The organism is Flavobacterium sp. PLA-DH12 (genome assembly GCF_059511845.1).
Genome location: NZ_JCAMPD010000006.1, coordinates 104581 through 123231, shown reverse-complemented (window position 1 = coordinate 123231; position 18651 = coordinate 104581). Strand labels below are relative to the sequence as shown.

Genomic DNA, 18651 nt, shown 5'->3' with positions numbered 1-18651 from the left:
ATAAGTTTTTTTCGGATTTGAATATTTTGCTGGTGTATAGTTTTTTATTTGGAATGAATATCTCAAAATTAGAGATTCTTAACCCAAAAGGAAGTTTTAAAAGAAGTGAACTTGTTTCATTTTATAATTTGCAACATAAAAAACATGTTTTTAAACAGTACATGACATAAAATTTAAGAATGGTTTTATTTATAAGTAGAATAATCAAACAAAAAGAAAATGATTTGTTTTTGTAAAAAGACACCTTTTTAAACTATAATATTTAAATTTGCAGCCAAAATAACAACAACACAACTCTTATGTATAAATTGATAATTCGCCCGATACTTTTTTGTTTTGATCCTGAAAAAGTGCATTATTTTACTTTTTCTTTTGTAAAATTCATTTCAAAAATCCCAGGAGTTTCGGCAATTATAAGATCGATTTATGAAGTAAAAGATGTTCGATTAGAAAGAGAAGTTTTCGGAATTAAATTTAAAAATCCAGTTGGACTTGCGGCTGGTTTTGACAAAGACGCAAAGCTGTACAAAGAACTTGGTGATTTTGGTTTTGGTTTTATCGAAATAGGAACTGTAACGCCAGTTGGACAGGAAGGAAATCCGAAGAAACGTTTATTCCGTTTAAAAGAAGATCAAGCGATTATTAACCGAATGGGATTTAATAATGGCGGTGTTCTAGAAGCTGTAGAACGTTTGAAAAAGAATTCGGGTGTTTTGATTGGAGGAAATATCGGAAAAAATAAAGTAACCGATAATGAAGATGCCGTAAAAGATTATATCATTTGTTTCGATGCACTTTTTAATCATGTAGATTATTTTGTTGTGAATGTGAGTTCGCCAAATACACCAAATTTGAGAGCTCTGCAAGATAAAGAACCATTAACGGCTTTATTGCAGACTTTGCAGAACAGAAATGTTGAAAAGCAAAAAACAAGCACTCAAAAAGTAAAACCAATCCTTTTAAAAATTGCTCCAGACTTAACAGACGAGCAATTATTGGATATTATTGATATTGTAAAAACAACTCAGATTGCGGGAGTAATTGCTACAAATACTACAATTTCAAGAGAAGGATTACAATCTGCCAATCAAACAGAAACGGGAGGTTTGTCTGGAAAACCTTTAACGAAACGTTCTACAGAAGTCATTCGTTTTCTTTCTGAAAAAAGCAATAAAGCATTCCCAATTATTGGAGTGGGAGGAATTCATTCTGCAGATGATGCAATTGAAAAACTAAATGCAGGAGCAAGTTTGGTGCAATTGTATACTGGTTTTATTTACGAAGGGCCAGCATTGATAAAAGCAATCAATAAAAAAGTTTTAGGGCAATTGTAAAAGAAGTACTTGAACGGTTAATCCTGCGAGTATTGCAATTCCAAAGCTGATCAAAGTTCCGATTAAAACATATTCGGTCAATTTCCTGTCTTTGGCTTCTTTTAAATCTCCGAATCTGAAAATAGATTTGGCGGCCAATAGAAATCCGATCGCCTCAAAATGCCCGGTTAAAATAAAACCGAAAACAAATAAGCGTTCTAAAATACCAATATAATTTCCAGCAGCAATTAGTGAGTTATCCTGATTGCTGTTTTTGCTTTCTGGTGCCCAGATTGAGATGATGGTTTTTATAAAAATAGAGGTTGGTTTTGTGAGCAATAAAAAACCAGTAAGCAAAATCCAAAACTCATTATTTTTCCAAAAATAGGGAATAGGCTTATTTTCATATAGGAGTACAATTCCAATTAAAATTAAAATATGTGCAATTTGATCAACAATAAACCAAGTACGTTTGGTTTTGTTTTTCTGAAAATTTAATTTGATTAAATCTACAATTCCATGCGTAACAGCAATTAAAACAGCATAAGGTATAAAGCTGATTTCGCCCACCAAAATTGCGGCTAAAACTCCATGCAGTAAAATATGGATATACAGGTAAATACTTTTGTGTTTTTTAATTTCTTTGTCGGCGACCCAAGAATTGGGCTGCCAGATAAAATCACCTAACAAATGAGCGAGAAGCAGTTTTATAAATAAAATCATGAGGCTGTAAGTTGTTTTATTTGTTTTCTAAAGTATCTGTCTAAATTGATTACCAGATCAAACTGAGCACGTTTTTGTCTTCGGCTGACAGCAGCTTGGTTAATGCCTAATTTTTGTCCTAATTCTTCTTGAGACAAAGTCGGATTTTCAATGGCAACAGTAACAAATTCTGCCGACTGTACCAGCCAGCTATCCATGAAAGTTAACGCCAATTGCAGCATTAAATTCAATTTTTCGTCAAAATCACTATTTCCAGTTCGAAGCGCTAAGGTGACTTTCTGTTTTTTTAAAGTATCAAAAAGTTCTCCCGAATGTATAAAAGCAGAGCCATTGCTTTCGGAAATTCGTTCAGCTTGATGTGTTTTGTCTCCAAAACCAATACTCATGCGGGCATCAGATTTTATAGATCGTAAATGAGCTTTTATTAAAATAGCAATTAGTAATGCATCTTCAGGATTGGTTACTTCAACTTGAAACTCATCTCCACGATAAATCTCCCATTGACTTGGCGTATGACCAAATGGAGCCAAGATTTTTTTTAAATCTTCAACCCAATGTTCAGATTGCTGTCTCGAACCAATTATGTCGCCTGTAATTACACTAGTCATAATCAAATATAATTAAAAAATAATAAACTTTCTATTACAAATATAAGTAATAAAATTAATTATTACGTTTTTTGGTAATATTTTAAAATATTACATTTTTTGGTAATAATGTGAACTATTACGATATTTTGTAATAAATAGGATTGCGCTAAAATTCTCTTTTATTTCATTAAAAAAGAAACTAACTTAGCCTTTACAAAAGAATAAGCTTTGAGTAAAGAAATCAAAATTATCGAATGCCCTCGAGATGCCATGCAAGGCATTAAAGATTTTATTCCAACAAAAAATAAAGTTACTTACATACAAGCTTTGTTGCGAGTTGGCTTTGATACCATTGATTTTGGAAGTTTTGTTTCTCCAAAAGCGATTCCGCAAATGCAGGATACTGCTGAGGTTTTGGCACAATTAGACCTTTCCCAAACAACAAGTAAACTGCTTTCTATTATTGCCAACACACAAGGCGCTATAACAGCTGCAAGTTATGAGCAGATTCAATATCTAGGTTTTCCATTTTCTATTTCTGAGAACTTTCAGATGCGTAACACGCACAAAACAATTGCAGAGTCTCTAATTACTCTTGAAGAAATTCTTGAAGTGGCAGATAATAAAAACAAAGAAGTGGTTACCTATCTTTCAATGGGTTTTGGAAATCCATATGGAGATCCTTGGAATGTCGAAATCGTAGCAGAGTGGACAGAAAAATTGGCAGGAATGGGAGTGAAAATTTTATCGCTGTCTGATACGGTGGGAACGTCTACACCAGAAGTAATTACCTATTTGTTCTCGGATTTAATTCCGAAATATCCTGAAATTGAATTTGGTGCCCATCTTCATACCACGCCAGACAGCTGGTTCGAAAAAATTGACGCCGCAGCAAAAGCGGGTTGTATCCGTTTTGATGGCGCTATTCAAGGTTTTGGAGGATGCCCAATGGCAACCGATAAACTGACAGGGAATATGCCCACAGAAAAGCTCGTTTCTTATTTTACTGCAAATAAAAAAATAACCGGACTTAATTCTCTTAGCTTCGAAAGCGCTTACAACGAAGCTTCAAAATTGTTCGGAAAGTTTCATTAAAAAATAGTTATATTTTCTTACCTTCGATACGGTTTGTAAACATTAAGCGTTACATTAGTATTGATATAATTATTCTCATGAGATCAAGCTCACTAAGTAAAATTTCAAGTATACTTTTTTCAGTTTTTCTATTATTTTCCTGCTCAAGCGACTTAGATTTTGATCAGGTAAACGATTTTAAAATCGAACCTGTTTTTGTAGCAAACCTTGCTTATTTTGATATTCCTGCAAACAAACTTGTAGACGATGGCGGAACTAATATTTATCCCGACGTAAGAGATTTTGATATTTTTAAAAATAAATTTTTTAATGAGCGTCTTAAAAAAGCTGAGTTTGATTTTGAAATCGAAAACAATATAAATCGTTCTTTTGTTATAAATATGCTCTTGCTTAGTGAAGAGAATCAGATTTTACAGACTCTATCTTTTACCGTTCCCGCCTATACAGGGACACCAAATGTTATAAAATACCCAACAGAAGTTTTTGAAAACGCGCGATTAGATCTTTTAAAGCAAACTCAAAGAATTGGTTTTGTGGTAGTAATTGCTGCCGGACCTCCATTAAATAGCGAGAGTCTAGGAAATTTAAAATTAAGATCAAGTGCAACGGCTTATTTGGTAATTGAATGAGAAAAACCCTAATTCTTTGCTTGTTTTTTCATCTTTCTTGTTTTGCGCAAAACAGAGAGTTGTTATATAATTTTACTTCAATCCCGCAATCTTCACTAGTAAATCCGGGAGCTGATGTTTCATATAAATATTATTTTGGATTTCCAGTTTTATCTGGAATTTCTGCAAATGTAGGCTCCAGCAGTTTTTCGGCTTATGATCTATTTTCAAAAGATGGAGTCGATTTTAATCAGAAAGTGAGAGATGTTGTCAATAAATCTTCTAGTAATGATAAAGTAGTTACAAATCAGCAATTGGAATTGTTTTCTGGCGGATTCAGAATTGGAGGCAGAGAAAGTCGTTCCTACATTTCGTTTGGTCTGTATCAGGAATTCGATTTTTTCATGTTTGTTCCAAAAGATCTAGCGTTATTGGCCTTAAACGGAAACAGAGATTATATTGGTAAATCATTCAATCTAGGCGATTTGAATATGAAAGCCGAAGTGCTTTCTGTATTTCACGTCGGATTTCATAAAAAAGTAAATGATAAGTTCGTTTACGGAGGGCGTGCCAAAATCTATTCGAGCGGTGCAAACGCTACTTCGACAAAAAATTCTGGTTACATATATACAGGCCAACAGACAGGAACTCCAAACCTTTACAATCAGGTTATTTCTTCCAATTTAGAATTAAAAACTTCTGGGATTGCAAGTTTTACGAAGGACGAATATGAAGGAAATATAGCTCGTGATCTCGCTAATAATACTTTTTTTAACGGAAGTCTGGGTTTAGGAATAGATGCTGGGATTACCTATTATATAAAAGACAATTTGCAGTTTACAGCAAGCATTGTAGATTTAGGTTTTGTCAGACAGACCAAAGATATTGAAACCTTAACGTATAAAGGAACCTATCGTTACAATGGCGCCAATCCAGATTTTTTAGGTTCAGATGATCCAGAAAATGTATTCGACGAATTTGACAAAGCAATTCCAAGAGATACCTTATACAATAAGTACACAACTTGGCGCCCAACAAAAATTTATTCTTCGATACAATATTCGTTTGGAGAAGCGCGTCCCGATGACGAATGCAATTGCCATGGAAAAGTCAATAAATATTATAAAAATGCGGTAGGAGCGCAGGTCTTCGCAATGTCTGCGCCTCGAGTGCCTTTATTTGCTATAACAGCTTTTTATAGAAGAAATATTTTTAAAAAACTAGATCTTAAAGCAACTTATACTCTAAATACTTTTTCCAATAAAAATATCGGTTTAGGACTTGCAGGAACACTAGGCCCAGTTAATATCTATGCTCTAGTCAATAATGTTTTAGAATATAAAGATATTTCCAAGGCCAGCAGCGCAGCCTTTCAGCTCGGAATCAACTTTGTTTTTGAAGACAAAGAATAGAAATATTCAATTTTTCAAATTCCAAACTCCCCAAAAAAAAGCGAAGCTTTTTTTTCGATCTAACTTGGAATTTGGAATTTAAAAAATTGGAATTTAATTTGTAAGTCGATTCGTGTAAAAGTAAATTTATGAATAAGTTAGTATTCAAGTTAGCAATTTATTCACTATATTTGCACGCAATTCAACTAGAAATTGCACCATGATAGCACACAACTCCAAGATTATCGGCGAAGGTTTAACTTACGACGATGTATTATTAGTACCTAACTACTCGAATGTGCTTCCTCGCGAAGTGAGCATTAAATCAAGATTCTCAAAAAACATTACATTAAACGTTCCAATTGTATCAGCTGCGATGGATACAGTTACAGAAAGCGCAATGGCAATCGCTATGGCACAAGAAGGCGGAATTGGTGTTTTACATAAAAATATGACTATCGAACAGCAAGCAGGAAAAGTTCGAAAAGTAAAACGTGCAGAAGCAGGTATGATTATCGATCCGGTAACTTTACCAATGAACTCTACAATTGCTGATGCTAAAAACGCTATGAAAGAATTCGGAATCGGTGGTATTCCAATCGTTGACGAAAACAGAATCCTTAAAGGAATTGTTACCAATCGTGACTTGCGTTTCGAGAAAAACGGAGCAAGACCAATTGCTGAGGTTATGACAAGCCAAAACTTAGTAACGGTTTCTGAAGGAACTTCATTAGAGCAGGCAGAAGTTGTTTTGCAAGGTCATAAAATCGAAAAATTACCAGTTGTAAACGATAAAAACGAATTAGTAGGTCTAATTACGTTTAGAGATATTACAAAACTGACTCAAAAGCCAATCGCTAATAAAGATTCTTTTGGTCGTTTAAGAGTTGCTGCTGCAATTGGAGTTACTGGAGATGCAGTTCAAAGAGCTGAAGCTTTGGTTGCTGCTGGTGTAGATGCCATTATTATTGATACAGCTCACGGACATACAGAAGGTGTGGTGAATGTATTGAAAGAAGTAAAATCAAAATTCCCTCAAATAGATGTTGTGGTTGGAAATATTGCAACGCCAGAAGCTGCTAAATATTTAGTAGAAAATGGTGCTGACGGAGTAAAAGTCGGAATCGGACCAGGTTCTATCTGTACTACACGTATCGTTGCAGGTGTTGGTTTCCCTCAATTCTCAGCAGTTTTAGAAGTCGCTGCAGCTATCAAAGGAACTGGAGTTCCAGTTATTGCCGATGGTGGAATTCGTTATACAGGAGATATTCCTAAAGCAATCGCTGCAGGTGCTGACTGTGTGATGTTAGGTTCATTATTAGCAGGAACAAAAGAATCTCCAGGAGAAACTATCATTTTTGAAGGAAGAAAATTCAAATCTTACCGCGGAATGGGATCTGTTGAAGCAATGCAAACAGGATCTAAAGACCGTTATTTCCAAGATGTTGAAGACGACGTTAAGAAATTAGTTCCAGAAGGAATCGTTGGGCGTGTTCCTTACAAAGGAGAATTAAACGAAAGTATGCTTCAATTTATTGGAGGTCTTCGTGCAGGTATGGGATACTGCGGTTCAAAAGACATTCCTACTTTACAGGAAACAGGACGTTTCGTGAGAATTACTTCAAGCGGAATCACTGAAAGCCACCCACATAACGTAACTATTACAAAAGAAGCTCCAAATTATTCTAGATAATTATAATGAATATACAGTTCAAGTTAAAAGATGTTCTTGAGGTTGATTTGTATTATGGATTTTATGATATCTATGTTTTAGGTGGTTTTGATGTTCAGGTAAATGATGATTTTTTTGTTGAGATACTTGATTTAAAAACAAATGAATCGATAATGCTTACAGAGAAAAGCTTTAAAACAAGAGATTCTAAAAATGGAAAAAGAGCAGTGAAATTTTTTAGTTTTCAAATAACTGAGAAAGCAAGGTATAAAATTTCAGTTCATAATTATGAAGATATGACTGTGTTTTATTCAATGTTAGGAAGTAATCCATTTAGTATTTTGAATTTATTGAAAAGACTTTATGGAATAAAAAGAAAACAAATACAGTTAGATGAGATCGAAATATTGATCTGTTAGTATATAAAAAAGGCGTAAGATTTAATTTTACGCCTTTTTTAATTTTTAGTATTTGATTTTATTAGAATCTACTATTCAAAATATCTTCAGCAACAATATCAGAATGCAGTAAATCTTCCATTTTCTTTGTCATACGTTGTGCTTCTAGAGCGTAACCAAACATTTTTTTTTCGTAATCAGCAATTGCTTTGTCAATGGTTTCAAATTTTCCGTTGGTTAAATTCTCGGTTAAATGGAAAGCATCAAATAGTCCCATATTTACACCTTCACCTGCGAATGGAGGCATTAAGTGAGCTGCGTCGCCAACAAGCGTAATATTTGAATGTTCTTTCCAAGGTTCTTCTAAAGAAAATAATCTTAAAGGCAAACCAGAAAATTCAGTAGAAACAGCAAAGAATTTTTTATAATCGTCTCCCCAGTTCTCAAAAGTTTCGTTTAAAAAAGAAATTACAGATTGATCGTCTTCAAAATTTATTCCGTGGTTCGAAATCCAATCTTCATCTGCTTTAAAAGAAACGCCAAAGTGAACAGAACCATCCCGCATAGTATGTGTGTAGAACATTTTATGTTCGCCCATTGCCATAACATTTCCGTTTCCGTATTTCGGTTTAAATTCAGGATAATCTTGATCCGGATTTACAATTTCTCCCTGAATAATGTAAGTTCCAGAAAGCTGAGGCTCTTGATCGCTTACAAATTTTCTAGCGTTTGATCTTCCTCCGTTTGCTACAATAACAAAACCTGCAGTTGTTTTTGTACCGTTTTTGAACTCCAAAACATATTGGTTTTCATGTTTTTCGAGATTAATCAATTGACTATCCCAAACAACGGTATTTTCTTTAAGATTGTCCAGCATAATTTTTCTAAGATCATTACGGTCAATTTCTGGGCGTGAGAAAGCGTTGGTTTCGTTTGGCATTTCATCAGAAGTGATATTTCCATCTATGTCAGCCATTTTTTCTCCTGTTGGTCTGGCATATTTTTTAAATTCCTCCATCAAGCCCGCTTTCTGAATCGCGTATTGACCAGAATCAGAGTGAATATCTAGAGTTCCGCCCGATGTTCTGGCTTGTGCATTTGTGTCTCTTTCATAAACCGTAACATCAGCACCGTTTATTTGTAAAATTCTAGCTGTAGTCAGTCCAACTGGACCACCGCCAATAATGGCAATTTTTTTATTTTCTATAATTGAAGTTTTCATTTTTATTGAAATTTATATTGTATTGTAATTATAATTGAGTTTGGAATTTGAAGTAGAATCAAGGAGTTAGAGCTTTTAGGACTAAATTGAAAGCTTCATTTTTAATCTTATCATTAAGAACAAAAGATTTTCCAGACATTGATTTTCCGTCTCTATGAAACTCTAAAAGAGAATAAAGTGAACCGTAAGCAATGCTCCAAAATACTTCATAAGGAACAGAAATAAGCTCTTTTCTCTCAATGGCCAAAAGCATAAATTCAGTCATCATTTGCTTGTACTTTCCTGTTACTTCTTGTATGATTGCATCGCCGTGAGTAGAATGTCTTAAAAGTTCAAAACAGGTAGCTTGTTGGGCAAAATTTAGATTAAAATAAATACGGTTTTCCCATTGATTTCGTAATCCATCTCTAAAAGACATATTTGTAGAGAAGCCATCAAACATCTTTTCAAAGAAATTTTGACCGATTTCAATTCCAATTTTACGAATCAAATCTTCTTTGTCTGAATAATAGATATAAAGTGTCGCAACAGAAATGCCGCATTCTTTAGCAAGACGATTCATTCCGAAACCTTCTACGCCTTGCGTAACAATCATTTCTATTGCTTTTTGTTTTACAATTACTTCTTTATTGGTATCTCTAGTTCTCATGATTCTAATTGATTATGGTACAAAGATATGAAAAATAATAAATGAACGATCGCTTATTTATGTTTTTTTTGAGATGCTAAGATTCTAAGGTGCTGAGGTCCTGAGTTTTTTAGGTTCAAAGGAGCAAAGAGGTAAAGGTTCAAAGGGTTGAAAATATGAATTGCCTCCAGCTTTAGCTGGACGTTTATAATAATTGTATGAGCGGCTTTAGCCAAATTTTATGTTTAAACAAAAACAAAAAAAGCTGAAACGATATGCTATCATTTCAGCTGATTCTGTATTTAGAATATATTTTATAAAGTTTTTGTTGGTTCAGCTTCTCTTAGGTTTTGATTCTCTAAGATTTCTTTTAAATAAGGACTTACAGTAGTTTCGATATCGCCTTCAGAGATGTTTAAAGCTTCTGGATTTGATGTTAATTGCAACCATGGTTTTGGACCATCAAAATTATAACCTCCAAAAACTATAACTGGCGTACCTTTTACTTTTATGTTTTCTTTGTCTTTTAGAATCCATTCATCAGCAAATTTATAAAGGTATTTAGCGTCTTTTTCTAATAGTCGTAAGCAAGAATGTGATGCTGGATATCCTGGAAGCGCATATTCATGAAAGCCGACTCCTAATTTATTTTCGATATTAAAATTCCATTTTAAATCCCACTCGTCATTAAATGTACTTGTGGTTTGTTCTGCTTTCCAATTGGTGAAAAACAATCCAGTAGGAGTGGGGTCTTTTTTTCTGCCCATATTAGTTGGTCCTGTACGAACTAATTCGCCATTTTCATAAGCGGCAAAAGCTTGTGCTGGATATGAAAATAGGATAATTTTAGATACTTCTTCTAATGCTGAAACATGCAGTGGAAAGGGCAAGTAATAAACCAAATCACCACTAAAATCTGCTGGAATTACAACCGAATCCAGTTTTTTGAAATTGGCTTTATCAGTTCTATTCAATGCATAAACAATATCCATTTTAGAACTGTCGGCTTCGTTTAGTTTCAGCCAATCTTTGGTTTTCTCGATTTGATATGCAATCGTTTCAGGCTTTTTGTGTTCAATTACCTTTTTTTTCTCTTTTTTATTTTCAGTCAGTGTAATGGTATCGGTTTTTTTACAAGAACCTAATAAAACCAACATCAAGATCAGTATTATGTTTGCAGTGTAATATAACTTTTTCATAGGTCGAATTTTTATGAATATAAAGTTATAAATCTGATAGCTGAAAAGGGTTACATAATTTTTTGAATTGGTTTCGGGATTTACATTTTATCAAATAATACTCATTTGATGTAACTCATTCAAAATTATTTTAAAGAGTTCTAATATTTGATTTAGTTTCTGTAAATCTGCCGTTTTTCCGTCAAAATAAAAAGATAGTTCAAATTGATTTTCAGGGAGTTTTTGTTCCCAAATTCCTTTCTGATCAGAAATTTGAATATTTACGTCTTTGATGTCAAAAAAAAGAGAACGAATTACTGTGCTTCGTAATAAGGATTTAATTTTTAATTCATTATTACTTTTAATGATGAATGCTTTGTCAAAATCCTCAGATCCAATTTGAATATCTTGTGCTCCAAATAATTTTTCAATCTTACGAATAAGTCCTTCCTTATATATTTCAAATCTAAAATCATTATTTGAATTAATGGGAACAATAATTCTTGTCATTTCGGTACTGTATTTTCCAGACCAAAGCGTGTAATTATCAAATGTAATTTCCCAGTTTTTATATGTAATTACAACAGAATCTGACTGCCAAGAATAGCCTTCCTTAAAAATTCCGTTTGTTTTATCTGCAAATTCTTTCCAAATACTTATTTTGCTATCATTTTTTTGGTGCATATAAATTATTATAATTAAATCAACCCTTTTATTTTAGCATGCTGTAAAAGCATAATAGTTTTTGCATCAGTGATTTCTCCAGATTCAATCATGGCGTAAGCTTCATCAAAAGTATACTCCAGAACTTCTATGTTTTCCTGTTCAGCGTCAAGTCCGCCACCAGAACTTACTTTCATGTTTTCGTTATATTCTCCCACAAACAAATACAGAATCTCTGTTACAGATCCCGGAGACATATAGGTTTCGATTACTTTTTGAACTTTTGTTAAACGATATCCCGTCTCTTCTTCCGTTTCACGAATAATAGCTTGTTCGGCATTGTCTTTGTCTAAAAGTCCTGCACAAACCTCAATCATCATTCCGGTTTTATTTCCGTTAAGATAAGTCGGTAAACGAAATTGTCTTGTTAGTACAACTGTTTTTTTAGCGGTATTGTATAATAATATTCCAGCACCATTTCCGCGATCATAAACTTCGCGAATATGAGATTCTACTTTTTCGTTTTTTTTTTTGTAGTTAAAAGTAACTTTGTTCAATATATACCAATTATCTGATAATAATTTGGTGTCTGTTATTTCGATTTCTGGATTCTTTCTCATCTGAAAAATTATTTCATAAAAAAAAACGCCCTGATTATCAGAGCGTTTAAATGTATTATTTTGTTATTGTTTGTTTTCTATCTGGTCCAACCGATACAATTTTGATTGGTACTTCGATTTCTTTTTCAATAAACTCAATATATTCTTTTAGCTCAATCGGCAATTGATCGTAAGATGTTAATCCAGTTAAATCTTGTTTCCATCCTTTAAATTCTTTGTAAACCGGAGTAACGTTTTCTGGTTCAATGTTATAAGGGAAGTGAGAAATGTTTTGTCCTTTGTAGTTGTACTCTGTACAAACTTTTAAAGTTTCAAAACCAGAAAGAACGTCACCTTTCATCATCATTAACTGAGTAACTCCGTTAACTTGAACTGCATATTTTAAAGCAACAAGGTCTAACCATCCGCAACGTCTTTGTCTTCCTGTTACAGAACCAAATTCGTTACCAACTTTTGCCATTGTAGCGCCAACTTCGTCAAAAAGTTCTGTTGGGAAAGGTCCGCTACCTACACGTGTAACGTAAGCTTTGAAAATTCCGTACACTTCTTTGATTTTGTTAGGAGCAATTCCTAAACCAGTACAAGCTCCAGCAGCAGTAGTGTTTGATGAAGTTACGAAAGGATAAGTTCCGAAATCAACATCTAATAAAGATCCTTGAGCTCCTTCGCAAAGAATAGATTTTCCAGCTTTTTGAGCTTGGTGCATGTATTCTTCACTATCAATAAAATCTAATTTTTTAAGTTCTTCAATAGCTTCAAAGAATTCTTTTTCTAATTCAGCTAAATTGTATTGGATGTTCACATCGTAAAAAGCAATCATAGCTTCGTGTTTGTCAGCCAAAGCTCTGTAACGATCTTTGAAATCTTCTAATTCGATATCTCCAACACGTAAACCATTTCTACCTGTTTTATCCATATAAGTTGGTCCAATTCCTTTAAGAGTAGAACCAATTTTTGCTTTTCCTTTTGAAGCTTCAGAAGCTGCATCAAGCAAACGGTGAGTAGGTAAAATTAAATGTGCTTTTCTAGAAATGATTAATTTCTTTTTGATGTCAAGGTTGAATTTTTCTAACCCTTCAATTTCTTTTTGAAAAACTACAGGATCAATTACAACACCATTTCCGATGATGTTTACTGAGTTTTTATGAAAAATTCCAGAAGGAATTGTTCTAAGTACGTGTTTAATTCCGTCAAATTCTAATGTATGTCCTGCATTTGGTCCTCCTTGAAAACGTGCAATAATATCATAATTTGAGGTAAGTACGTCAACAATTTTTCCTTTACCTTCATCTCCCCATTGTAATCCTAGTAATAAATCTACGGTCATTCTGTTTTAATTTGCGTTGGGACAATCTAAGTCGTCCTACTGATTATGTAGTTAATTTTCTTTTTTAATTTTTTGAAAAAGTCTGTTTAAAGACTATGAATTTGAGCTTTGCTTTTTGTTTCCGTAGAAATAAAGCGAATGATTTGTGATTTCAATATCAAAAATTTCTTCGATAGTTTTTTTGATGGTTTGAATTCTTGGGTCACAAAATTCAATTACCTCACCAGAATCTGTCATAATGATGTGATCGTGCTGTTTATCAAAATATGATTTTTCGTAGTAAGCCTGATTTTGCCCAAATTGATGTTTTCTAACCAAAGCGCAGTCCAACAATAACTCAATCGTGTTGTATAAAGTAGCTCTACTTACACGATAGTTTTTGTTTTTCATTTTGATGTATAGATTTTCTATATCAAAATGCTCCTCGCTATCGTAAATTTCCTGAAGTATAGCATAACGCTCAGGAGTTTTGCGATGCCCTTTTTGTTCAAGATATAGTGTAAAAACATTTTTTACAATTTCTTGATTCTTAGTGTTGTCAGTTGAAATAAGTGTCATATCCGGCAAAGATAATTTTTTATTTTTAATGAATAAAAGTTTCGGGTTTAAAGTTTCGTTACAAAATTCTTATAGTTTCCCTAAAAAGTTAGGTTCTATACTCTCTAGTAACCTTATCGACCCCGTCAATTTTCTTGATAGCGCTAATCATTTTTTTCAAAATCGTATTGTTTTTAACAATTACGGCAACCTGTCCGTGGAAAATTCCAGCATCAGTACTTAACGAAATACTCTGAATATTTACACTCATATTGTTTGAAATTACTTTTGTCAATTGGTTGGTAAGTCCTAAAACGTCCATTCCTGTAATGTTGATAATGGCTTTGAATTCTTCTTGAGAAGAGTCAATCCATTTGGCGCTCATGATTCTGTAAGCATAATTAGACTGCATTCCAATTGCATTCGGACAATCTTTTTTATGCACTTTTATTCCTTCATTAATGGTGACAAAACCAAAAACATCATCACCTGGAATTGGGTTGCAGCATTGCGAAAGTTTATAGTCTAACTTGTCATGTTCGGTTCCAAAAACCAACATATCATAATTGCTGCTGATGACTGGTTTGTGAATGTCCTCGTCTGCAGTGTCTTTCGTTCGCTTAATTTTATTTTTAAAGAAATTGATAAACGAATTGCTTTTCTGCGCAGCATAATCTTTTAACTGCTGATTTTCAATCGCACCAATTCCAACTCTATAGAATAAATCTAAACTTGTTTTTAATTTGAAGAAATTAACCAACTCGTTTGTTACTTGTTCATTAAACGTAACTTTTAGGTGTTTTAATTTTCTAACAAGTAATTCTTTTCCTTCTTCTGCAATTTTTTTAGTGTTCTCGTTAAGAACGTTTTTAATTTTATTTTTAGCTCTTGAAGTCGTTACATATTCCAGCCAGTTTACAGTTGGTTTTTGGTTTGGAGAAGTAATTACTTCAACTTGATCACCACTTTTTAATTCGTAATTCAACGGGACTAGACGCCCGTTTACACGAGTTCCGCGTGTTTTAATTCCGATTTCAGAGTGAATGCTGAAAGCAAAATCAAGAGAAGTGGCGCCTTTTGGCAGCGATTTGATTTCTCCTTTTGGCGTAAAGACAAAGATTTCTTTAGAATACAAATTCATTTTAAAATCTTCAACAAAATCGACCGCATTGGTTTCTGGATTTTCTAAAGCTTCACGAAGAAGATTCAGCCAAGTATCCAGACCGCTTTCTTCTGTTGCGCCGTTTTTGTATTTATAGTGCGCTGCGTACCCTTTTTCGGCGATTTCGTCCATACGTTCGCTTCGAACTTGAACTTCGACCCAGCGTCCTTTTGGTCCCATTACGGTAATATGGAGCGCTTCATAACCAGTCGATTTTGGAGATGAAATCCAGTCACGCAAACGGCTCGGGCTTGGTCTATAATGATCTGTTACGATAGAATATATTTTCCAGGCAATAAATTTTTCTTCATGCGGGTCGGCTTTGTATACAATTCTAAGTGCGAACTTATCGTACACTTCATCGAAAGTTACGTTTTGAGCACGCATTTTTCGACGAATAGAATAAATCGATTTTGGGCGCCCTTTGATGATGTAATCTACACCTTCATTGTCTAAAGATTTTTTCAATACATCCGAAATATCTTTGATGTAAGCATCCTGCTCTTCCTTAGTTTCACGAATTTTACTTACGATATCGTCATAAACTGCAGGTTCAGTATATTTTAATCCTAAATCTTCTAATTTGGTTTTGATATTATACAATCCCAAACGGTGGGCAAGGGGAGCATAAATGTATAAAGTTTCAGATGCGATTTTGGTTTGTTTGTATTCCGCCATCGAATCCATTGTTTGCATATTGTGAAGACGATCGGCAAGCTTAATTAAAATCACACGAACATCATCATTCAGCGTCAGAATCATTTTTCTGAAATTCTCAGCCTGCATTGAGGCATTCAAATCTTTTTGGACTAAAGATATTTTCGTAAGTCCTTCAACAAGCTGTGCTACTTTTGGGTTAAACAAACGTTCAATATCTTCAACGGTCATTGGTGTATCTTCTACAACGTCATGAAGTAAGGCCGCGGCGATAGAAGTCGCACCCAGACCAATTTCTGAGGCAACAATTTTTGCAACTGCAATAGGATGAAAGATATAGGCTTCGCCCGATTTACGTCTCTGCTCTTTGTGAGCATCAACGGCAACATCAAAAGCTTTTCTAATTAATTTCTTGTCAGTAGGGCTTAAAGTTTGGTAACTTATTCGAAGTAATTCCTTGTATTCCTGCGCAATAGCTTTGTTTTCTTTTTCTATATCTATTTCTGTCATAACGGCATAGTTCAAGTACTAAAAATAAGAATTAGTTTGAACATACGCAAGGCCATATGATTGTAGATTTTAGAGTGTAGATTTTAGATTTTAGAAGGGAAAAAAATCCAATTTTTTAAAATACCAAATTCCAAAAAGGAGCAAAGCGACTTTTAGAAAATCAAAAATCAAAAATCAAAACCCTCTTTGTCTTTTTGCTTCAAAAATTAAAATAGCGGCAGCAACAGAAACGTTCATGCTGTCAATTTCTCCTTGCATTGGGATAATGATATTTTGAGTTGCTTCATCACGCCATTGCTGGGTTAAACCAGTTGCTTCTGTGCCTACGACTAAAGCGGTTGGAGTAGTAAAGTTTTGTGTATGATATGAAGTTGAATTTTGTAAAGTTGCGCTATAGAAATTGATTTTTTTCTCTTTTAAAAATGCAATAATTTCTTCAGATGTTCCAGTTGCGATTTGATTGGTGAAAAGGCATCCTACGCTAGAACGAACAATATTCGGATTGTATAAATCGCTTTTTGGATTGGCAATTAAAACTGCATCTAAATTGGCTGCATCGGCTGTACGTAAAACAGCACCGATATTACCTGGTTTTTCTAAAGATTCGACAACCAAAATTAATGGATTATCAGATAATTTTAAATCGGATAATTTTAATGATTTAGTTTTCGCTACAGCTAAAATTCCTTCTGTGGTATCTCGATAAGCAAGTTTTTGGTAAACTTCTTTATTGATTTCGATAATTTGAAACGGATTCTGAATCAGTTTGTTGATTTCTGATTCTGAAACTAATTCTGGTAAGAATAAAACCGTTTCGATTTCGTAGCCACCTTTTATGGCTAATGAAATTTCTCTTAAGCCTTCAATTAAAAATGTGCCGGTTTGTTTTCTGGCTTTGGATTTTTCCTGAAGTAAAACCAAAGATTTGATAAACGGATTTTGAATTGAAGTGATTTGTTTCATTTTTTTAAGCGACTAAGATTCTAAGGCGCTAAGGTACTGAGTTTTTTTCTTCCTGCAAGGTTTTTAAAACCTTGTAGGTATAGTAGTAAAGTTTCTTTTGCCACGAGTTTCACAAATTACACAAATTGCAATAATTTTTCGCCACAGATTAAAGAGATTCTCACAGATTAAATCATTTTTAATCCTTTAATCTGTGGCAAAATAAAAATTCGCAAAAATTAATATAATTGCTTCACCTGTTTACTATTGCTCGTGTTGTGGCAAGAATATTAATAACTATTTCTCGAAAATTTCTTTAATCTCAGTTTCTACTGGGTGATCGGTTTTGAAATCATATCCCATCAATTTTGCCAAAGTTTGAGCAAACTGTTTTTGATAAAGTTGAGAATTGGTTTTGATTTCGCCTTTTACTGCAATTTCTGGCCCCATTGTGGCGAACCAAATTTCTGAAGCGCCAGGAACATCAGAACCATGATCGGTCCATTGCGCTTTTACTTTGTCTCCGCGTCCGTGATCGACTGTTATGAAAAGAGTTGTTTTGTTTTTGTATTGTGGATCATTTTGAACAAAATTCCAGATTTCCTGAATCCATTTATCGACTTGGTTTGCTGCGTCCAAATACGAACGGTATTGCGCATGATGCGCCCATTCGTCGGTTTCGCCATAAGCGATATAGAGTACTTTTGGCTTTTTATTTTTTAATTCGTCCATTGCCTGATAATGCGTAAAAACATCTAGACATTCATCCATGTGAAATGGTTTGTAAGAGTTGTCACGCATCTCATTTAATAAGTGTTGCGCCGCTGTTGGCTTATTTCCGCCTACTTTATCAAATGCTGAAATTACAGGAAATCCGCTTCTTTCTTCGTTTAAGATTCTGTCAAAAGCATCCCAAGCGCCAAAAGCGGCAACTTTTTCTTTTAGTTTAGACTGCTTATTTAAAAATTCCAAAACATTTACATTCGGATTGGCTTTGTAACCGTTTGAATTGACTTTTAAATCAACATTTCCAGTCATGATCTCGCTATAGCCAGGATAGCTAAACCAATAAGGGTTAGCGACATCGACTTTGTTTCCTAAATCACGATTTCCATAAATCTGACCTTTAGTAGCAATTTCAGACCAGAAAAAAGGCATTAGTTTTTTACGCGCTTCTTTTATATCAGCATTAGCATATTTTTTATAAATGTAAGCGCTGTCTCCCTGATTAAATTTTTTATCATTGGCAATTGCAGGGTCTATTCCTTTAAAAACTTCTTGCCATCTAAAACCATCTGTCGTGATGATAATGATGTTTTCTGTTTTTTGGGCATTGCTTAGAAAGTTTATTAAAACAATCGGAATTAAAAATATTTTTTTCATTAGATTTTTATTTAATCACTTTACATTTAAAA

General features: G+C 33.8%; 18 protein-coding genes. 6 read left to right on the top strand and 12 right to left on the bottom strand.

The window, feature by feature from the left end:
* The first annotated feature begins 299 nt into the window (after positions 1-299).
* Positions 300-1334: a quinone-dependent dihydroorotate dehydrogenase gene (locus AC5ZCW_RS13430; RefSeq protein WP_343542382.1), complete on the top strand. Its 1035-nt coding sequence runs from the start codon at positions 300-302 to the stop codon at positions 1332-1334.
* On the opposite strand, the gene AC5ZCW_RS13425 is transcribed toward AC5ZCW_RS13430, so the two are convergent.
* Both AC5ZCW_RS13425 and AC5ZCW_RS13420 read right to left on the bottom strand, forming a co-directional pair.
* The gene (locus AC5ZCW_RS13425) at positions 1320-2036 is read right to left on the bottom strand and encodes a DUF3307 domain-containing protein (RefSeq protein WP_496120370.1); all 717 of its coding nucleotides are present in this window, start codon (positions 2034-2036) and stop codon (positions 1320-1322) included. The two genes, AC5ZCW_RS13430 and AC5ZCW_RS13425, sit on opposite strands and share 15 nt — an antisense overlap.
* The gene (locus AC5ZCW_RS13420) at positions 2033-2644 is read right to left on the bottom strand and encodes a hypothetical protein (protein ID WP_496120368.1); all 612 of its coding nucleotides are present in this window, start codon (positions 2642-2644) and stop codon (positions 2033-2035) included. The genes AC5ZCW_RS13425 and AC5ZCW_RS13420 overlap by 4 nt, the downstream gene beginning before the upstream one ends.
* 210 nt (positions 2645-2854) lie before the next feature.
* Here AC5ZCW_RS13420 and AC5ZCW_RS13415 point away from each other — a divergent pair, with 210 nt between their 5' ends.
* From AC5ZCW_RS13415 to AC5ZCW_RS13395, 5 genes are all read left to right on the top strand, one after another.
* Positions 2855-3721, top strand: coding sequence for a hydroxymethylglutaryl-CoA lyase-like TIM-barrel protein (locus AC5ZCW_RS13415; RefSeq protein ID WP_496120366.1), 867 nt, complete (start codon positions 2855-2857; stop codon positions 3719-3721).
* A gap of 77 nt (positions 3722-3798) precedes the next feature.
* Entirely contained in the window at positions 3799-4350 is a 552-nt protein-coding gene (locus AC5ZCW_RS13410) for a hypothetical protein (RefSeq protein WP_496120365.1), read from the top strand.
* Positions 4347-5741, top strand: coding sequence for a DUF5723 family protein (locus AC5ZCW_RS13405; RefSeq protein WP_496120363.1), 1395 nt, complete (start codon positions 4347-4349; stop codon positions 5739-5741). Before AC5ZCW_RS13410 ends, AC5ZCW_RS13405 begins: the two co-directional genes overlap by 4 nt.
* A gap of 199 nt (positions 5742-5940) precedes the next feature.
* Positions 5941-7413: an IMP dehydrogenase gene (guaB, locus tag AC5ZCW_RS13400; protein WP_177210436.1), complete on the top strand. Its 1473-nt coding sequence runs from the start codon at positions 5941-5943 to the stop codon at positions 7411-7413.
* Between the two features lie 5 nt (positions 7414-7418).
* Entirely contained in the window at positions 7419-7811 is a 393-nt protein-coding gene (locus tag AC5ZCW_RS13395; protein ID WP_343542375.1) for a hypothetical protein, read from the top strand.
* A 61-nt stretch (positions 7812-7872) separates the two neighbouring features.
* On the opposite strand, the gene AC5ZCW_RS13390 is transcribed toward AC5ZCW_RS13395, so the two are convergent.
* From AC5ZCW_RS13390 to AC5ZCW_RS13345, 10 genes are all read right to left on the bottom strand, one after another.
* Complete coding sequence (locus AC5ZCW_RS13390) at positions 7873-9012, bottom strand: FAD-dependent oxidoreductase (protein ID WP_496120362.1); 1140 nt, start codon at positions 9010-9012, stop codon at positions 7873-7875.
* Between the two features lie 58 nt (positions 9013-9070).
* Positions 9071-9661, bottom strand: coding sequence for a TetR/AcrR family transcriptional regulator (locus tag AC5ZCW_RS13385; protein WP_496120361.1), 591 nt, complete (start codon positions 9659-9661; stop codon positions 9071-9073).
* Positions 9662-9954: 293 nt separating this feature from the next.
* On the bottom strand, positions 9955-10839 hold the full coding sequence (locus AC5ZCW_RS13380) for a L,D-transpeptidase (RefSeq protein WP_496120359.1): 885 nt from the start codon (positions 10837-10839) through the stop codon (positions 9955-9957).
* A 90-nt stretch (positions 10840-10929) separates the two neighbouring features.
* Positions 10930-11502 (bottom strand): hypothetical protein, encoded by a 573-nt coding sequence (locus tag AC5ZCW_RS13375; RefSeq protein ID WP_496120358.1) that lies wholly within the window; start codon positions 11500-11502, stop codon positions 10930-10932.
* 14 nt (positions 11503-11516) lie between these two features.
* The gene (locus AC5ZCW_RS13370) at positions 11517-12101 is read right to left on the bottom strand and encodes an NUDIX domain-containing protein (protein ID WP_496120356.1); all 585 of its coding nucleotides are present in this window, start codon (positions 12099-12101) and stop codon (positions 11517-11519) included.
* A gap of 55 nt (positions 12102-12156) precedes the next feature.
* A complete protein-coding gene (locus AC5ZCW_RS13365; protein ID WP_177210430.1) occupies positions 12157-13428 on the bottom strand; it encodes an adenylosuccinate synthase in 1272 nt (423 codons plus the stop codon).
* Positions 13429-13521: 93 nt separating this feature from the next.
* Entirely contained in the window at positions 13522-13986 is a 465-nt protein-coding gene (locus tag AC5ZCW_RS13360) for a Fur family transcriptional regulator (RefSeq protein ID WP_250835238.1), read from the bottom strand.
* Between the two features lie 88 nt (positions 13987-14074).
* Entirely contained in the window at positions 14075-16294 is a 2220-nt protein-coding gene (locus AC5ZCW_RS13355; RefSeq protein ID WP_177210429.1) for a RelA/SpoT family protein, read from the bottom strand.
* A gap of 174 nt (positions 16295-16468) precedes the next feature.
* Positions 16469-17257, bottom strand: coding sequence for a TrmH family RNA methyltransferase (locus AC5ZCW_RS13350; RefSeq protein WP_496120354.1), 789 nt, complete (start codon positions 17255-17257; stop codon positions 16469-16471).
* A gap of 276 nt (positions 17258-17533) precedes the next feature.
* On the bottom strand, positions 17534-18619 hold the full coding sequence (locus tag AC5ZCW_RS13345; protein WP_496120352.1) for a phosphoglyceromutase: 1086 nt from the start codon (positions 18617-18619) through the stop codon (positions 17534-17536).
* Positions 18620-18651 lie beyond the last annotated feature (32 nt).